General features: G+C 58.8%; 5 protein-coding genes. 2 read left to right on the forward strand and 3 right to left on the reverse strand.

Translation table 11 applies throughout. The annotated features are described in order from the left end of the window. Together PDO_RS28300 and fhuB are read left to right on the forward strand one after the other, a co-directional pair. On the forward strand, positions 1–436 hold a 436-nt coding region (locus PDO_RS28300; RefSeq protein ID WP_007601898.1), incomplete at its 5' end, for a TroA family protein. After that, positions 381–2,423: a Fe(3+)-hydroxamate ABC transporter permease FhuB gene (gene fhuB / locus PDO_RS11160; RefSeq protein ID WP_280113368.1), complete on the forward strand. Its 2,043-nt coding sequence runs from the start codon at positions 381–383 to the stop codon at positions 2,421–2,423. The genes PDO_RS28300 and fhuB, both read left to right, overlap by 56 nt. A gap of 196 nt (positions 2,424–2,619) precedes the next feature. Here fhuB and PDO_RS11165 read toward each other — a convergent pair whose 3' ends face one another. From PDO_RS11165 to PDO_RS28305, 3 genes are read right to left on the reverse strand one after another with little or no spacing between them, the layout of a single operon-like run. Continuing rightward, entirely contained in the window at positions 2,620–2,976 is a 357-nt protein-coding gene (locus PDO_RS11165; RefSeq protein ID WP_007601902.1) for an amidohydrolase family protein, read from the reverse strand. After that, positions 2,960–3,346: an amidohydrolase family protein gene (locus PDO_RS11170; protein WP_007601904.1), complete on the reverse strand. Its 387-nt coding sequence runs from the start codon at positions 3,344–3,346 to the stop codon at positions 2,960–2,962. The genes PDO_RS11165 and PDO_RS11170 overlap by 17 nt, the downstream gene beginning before the upstream one ends. A gap of 34 nt (positions 3,347–3,380) precedes the next feature. After that, on the reverse strand, positions 3,381–3,560 hold the full coding sequence (locus PDO_RS28305) for a hypothetical protein (RefSeq protein ID WP_037073506.1): 180 nt from the start codon (positions 3,558–3,560) through the stop codon (positions 3,381–3,383). Positions 3,561–3,781 lie beyond the last annotated feature (221 nt).

Raw genomic sequence — 3,781 nt, forward strand, 5'->3', positions numbered from 1 at the left:
TTACATGGCCGGTTTCGAAGACCACATGCATGCCCATCGCTCCCGTCTGAAACCATTCGAAGGCAAAAGAGTGATGGTCCTATGGGCGGCGACGCCGCGCGACTTCTGGACGCTTGGTACTGCCAGCCTCGTCCACAATGTCCAAGAACATCTGGGGCTGAGAAATGCCGTGCGGGAGAGCGGCGACACCTGGGGCTGGCTGCCGGTGACAATGCGAGATCTGGGTGCGCTAGCCGACACGATCGTCATCCATTTCGGCCCGGTGCCTGCGCCGTTGAGCAACAATCCGCTCTGGAACAGTTTCGGCTTCGTTCGACGCCGGCAACTCGTGGTCCTACCCCGCAGCTGGCTGTTCGGCGGACTTCCCGAAGCGGATAGAATTGCCCGGCTCCTCACACAGGCATTGGAGGAACGACATCATCTATCCGCAACCTGAAACGCGACGCAAAAGGCGTTCTATCTTTTCCTTTGCATTCTTTTGCATTCCCGGAGCCTTGGCCGCCCTTCTAAGCCTCTATCACATTTGGCTGGACATCCCTCTATCGGCGTGGTCGCAAGCGTTACTAGTGCCGGATTTCGAAATTCCTGGCCAGATGATCGTGCATTTCATCACCCTTCCGCGCATAGCCGCAAGCCTACTGGCCGGCGCATCCTTGTCGCTTTCCGGCCTGATTTTCCAGCAGGTCCTGCGCAATCCACTGGCCGAGCCGTCAACAACCGGCGTATCGGCGGGTGCGGCACTCGCCCTGAAAGCCTCGGCCTTGCTCGTTCCTTCGCTGGCCTTGCCGCCTGTGCCGGTTGCGTGCGCAGGCGCGGCTGCGGCTATGTGTCTGACGCTTGCGCTGGCATCGCGTAGCCTCGCCTCACCGCTGCGGCTGATCCTGGCCGGCCTTGTCGTCGGCTTGTTTTGTGGTGGGATCAATTCCGTGCTGGCGCTGTTCTTCCACGAAGAACTGCGGAGCGTCTTTCTCTGGAATACCGGCTCGCTGCTCAATCTCGGTTGGGACGCATCAGGCTACTTGGCACCTGTGCTGTTGATATGCGCTTTACTGGCCATTCTGTTGATCCGTCCCCTGGAATTGCTTGCACTGGAAGAGCATGGCGGCCGCAGTCTGGGCGTGCCGGTGGTCGCGGTTCGGTTAACCGGATTGCTGCTTGCGGTCGTGCTGGCTTCCGTCACCATCGCTGCGGTGGGCGTGATCGGGTTTGTTGGCATAGCGGCACCGACGATTGCGCGGCTCGCGGGCTTCAGGACATTCAGGCAACGGGTGGTCGCGACGCCCCTCCTGGGAAGCATTCTTCTCTGGCTCGCTGATCAGACCACGCAGATCAATCCACTGCTAGGCAACGAGCTGCCGACCGGTGTCTTGACGGCCATATTCGGTGGCGCCCTCCTGCTCTGGATGCTGCCGCGACTTCGCGGCGCGAACCTTGGCGACGCCGGAGCCTCCCTTGCAAGGCGCAATGTCAGCAAGATTCCGTACATTACATTCGCCTTATGGGTCGTGCTGCTGGTCATTCTAATATGGGCGTCGCTTTTATTTGCGCGGGGCCTTGATGGCTGGGTCTGGCAGGGCGTTTCCGATGGAAATGCCGGCTTTGAGTGGCGTTGGCCTCGTGTCACTGCCTCCGCAATTGCAGGAGCGATGCTCGCTGTGGCGGGCGCTATCATCCAGAGGATCACCGGCAATGCGATGGCCAGTCCGGAAATTCTCGGGATAAGTTCTGGCGCTGGCTTGGGAGTAGCCTTGCTATTTCTGTTTGATCCAGCGTCGGGCCATGCGCTGAAAATTTCTGCCGCAAGCAGTGGGGCCTTCCTGACCCTGGCCCTGAGCTTCGCGCTCGCGAGAAACGCATCGGCGTCTCCGGAGCGGATGTTGCTGACTGGTGTAGCCCTTGGGACTGTATTTGGCGCGCTGTTGTCAGCCATCACCGTGCGATTTGATCCGAGACTCACCGGCCTGCTGTCATGGCTTGCCGGCTCAACCTATTCGGTCACGACTTTCGATGTCCTCGCCTTGGCAAGCGTCGCCCTTGGCGTGGCAGCGATCCTCCCTCTTACCCTGCGCTGGCTTGTGATATTGCCGTTGGGAAATGTGACGGCGCGCCAGATCGGGGTGAATGTCGGTACAAGCCGCCTGACACTACTGTTTATCGCGTCGCTGCTTACCGGAACAGCGGTTCTGACGATCGGGCCTTTGAGCTTCGTCGGTTTGATTGCTCCCCATCTCGCCAGGATGACCGGCGGCAGAACCGTACTTTCTCAACTCGCTATGTCGGCGGTTCTCGGAGCATTCGTCATGGTTTCAGCTGACTGGCTCGGCCGAAATCTCCTGTTTCCGTATGAGATACCCGCTGGCACACTGGCTGCACTCGTCGGTACACCCTACTTTTTCTGGCTGATGTGGCACCAATCGCAATGAGCGATGGCCTGTCGCCGAATGCGCTCTGCGCCTTGAACCAATTCGAACCTTCGACCAAGCTATGCCAAGCCGGTGGGATAACGGCGTTATGGACCGTCTTGAAGCCATTCGCGCGCTGTGATACGGGCGAAATTCTGACGCCAGCAATTTTGTTTCTAGCGAACGCTTCGGTGTTGATTTCCACTGATGGCTAACTTCAGGTCCAGCCTATCCAGTCACGCAGCGCTCCACCCATCATCGCATCCAGGTTTGCTCCTTGAAGCCAATCCAGTTCCGTGACGAAAAGGTCAACGCATTCGAGCCAAGACACATTCAGCCGGGCGATATCCGTGCCCCAGAACATCCGTTCGGTACCGAAAGCATCGAACACCTGCCGCAGTAAATGGTGCGTACTCGCGAACGGATAGGTGTCCGAGGCGAAGCCTGGCACAGCGGTGGCCTTGACCGCGACGTTCGGCAGCGATGCGAGACGCAGAAGTGCCGCGACGCAAACCGCGGCCTCCGGCAACTTTACGAAGGGCGGCACACCCATATGATCAATCAAAAGGCGCATGCGCGGGTAACGGGTGGCAATGCGCGGACGATGTCGATATGCTGCGGTAGAATAAACAGCCCCATTGGAAGGGCACGCGCATCCCCTTCATGCCGGGCATCGCCATCAGACGTTCGACGCTGTCCTCGGACCTAGTCTCGTCCAAGGGAAACCAGCCGAGGGTGGCGAACCGGGAGGGATGCGCCAGCGCCGCCTGGACGGCATATGCGTTCGAGTTCGGGTCCCAGTTCGGCGGGTGCACTACAGCAGTCTGGACGCCCGCGGCGCCCATTTCTCTGAGGGCGCCCTCGATCGATAAAGGCGCCTTCCTGTGGCGCTGTGGAGCGAGGTTGTTGGTCCAGAGGTGAATCTGGGCGTCGGCGATATGCATGGCTCTACTCACTATGTGTCAAACGCACCAGCATTCAGCCGGAGACAAGACTGTCGCGGTCTTCTGGTGTCGTTAAATTCAGTGGTCGCCGTCCGAAGAGGCGACCATCCGCTTGTCCGAGCCAATCGATAGCCGTGATCTGGATTTTGATTGAGGTCAACCTGATCAGTTTCTTCGACAGATCGGTCATCGTCACGTCGATACGATCATGCATTAGATTGATGTCGATGGAAACGCGAAAACCATAGTTGACCTGAACAAGAACTGGCTTTCTGCCGCCATTGTTGCGAGACCCAAACCCGCCTCTAATAAAGTCGGAAGATCGCGTTCAGCATCCCCGCCCTATGCGCAGCTTCTATCGCTTCTGTCACGGGAATCGCCGCAAACAAAACAAGACCGTTCGCGAAACGTNTTCCAAAGCATCGCTGGCCGGAA

Origin of the sequence: Rhizobium sp. PDO1-076 (assembly GCF_000247475.1) — a bacterium.
Taxonomy (GTDB): domain Bacteria; phylum Pseudomonadota; class Alphaproteobacteria; order Rhizobiales; family Rhizobiaceae; genus Allorhizobium.

Coding starts and splice junctions, on each gene's coding strand:
- PDO_RS11170 (WP_007601904.1), bottom strand. CDS start 3,346: ATGCATATCGCCGACGCCCAGATTCACCTCTGGACCAACAACCTCGCT.
- PDO_RS28305 (WP_037073506.1), bottom strand. CDS start 3,560: ATGCATGATCGTATCGACGTGACGATGACCGATCTGTCGAAGAAACTG.
- PDO_RS11165 (WP_007601902.1), bottom strand. CDS start 2,976: ATGCGCCTTTTGATTGATCATATGGGTGTGCCGCCCTTCGTAAAGTTG.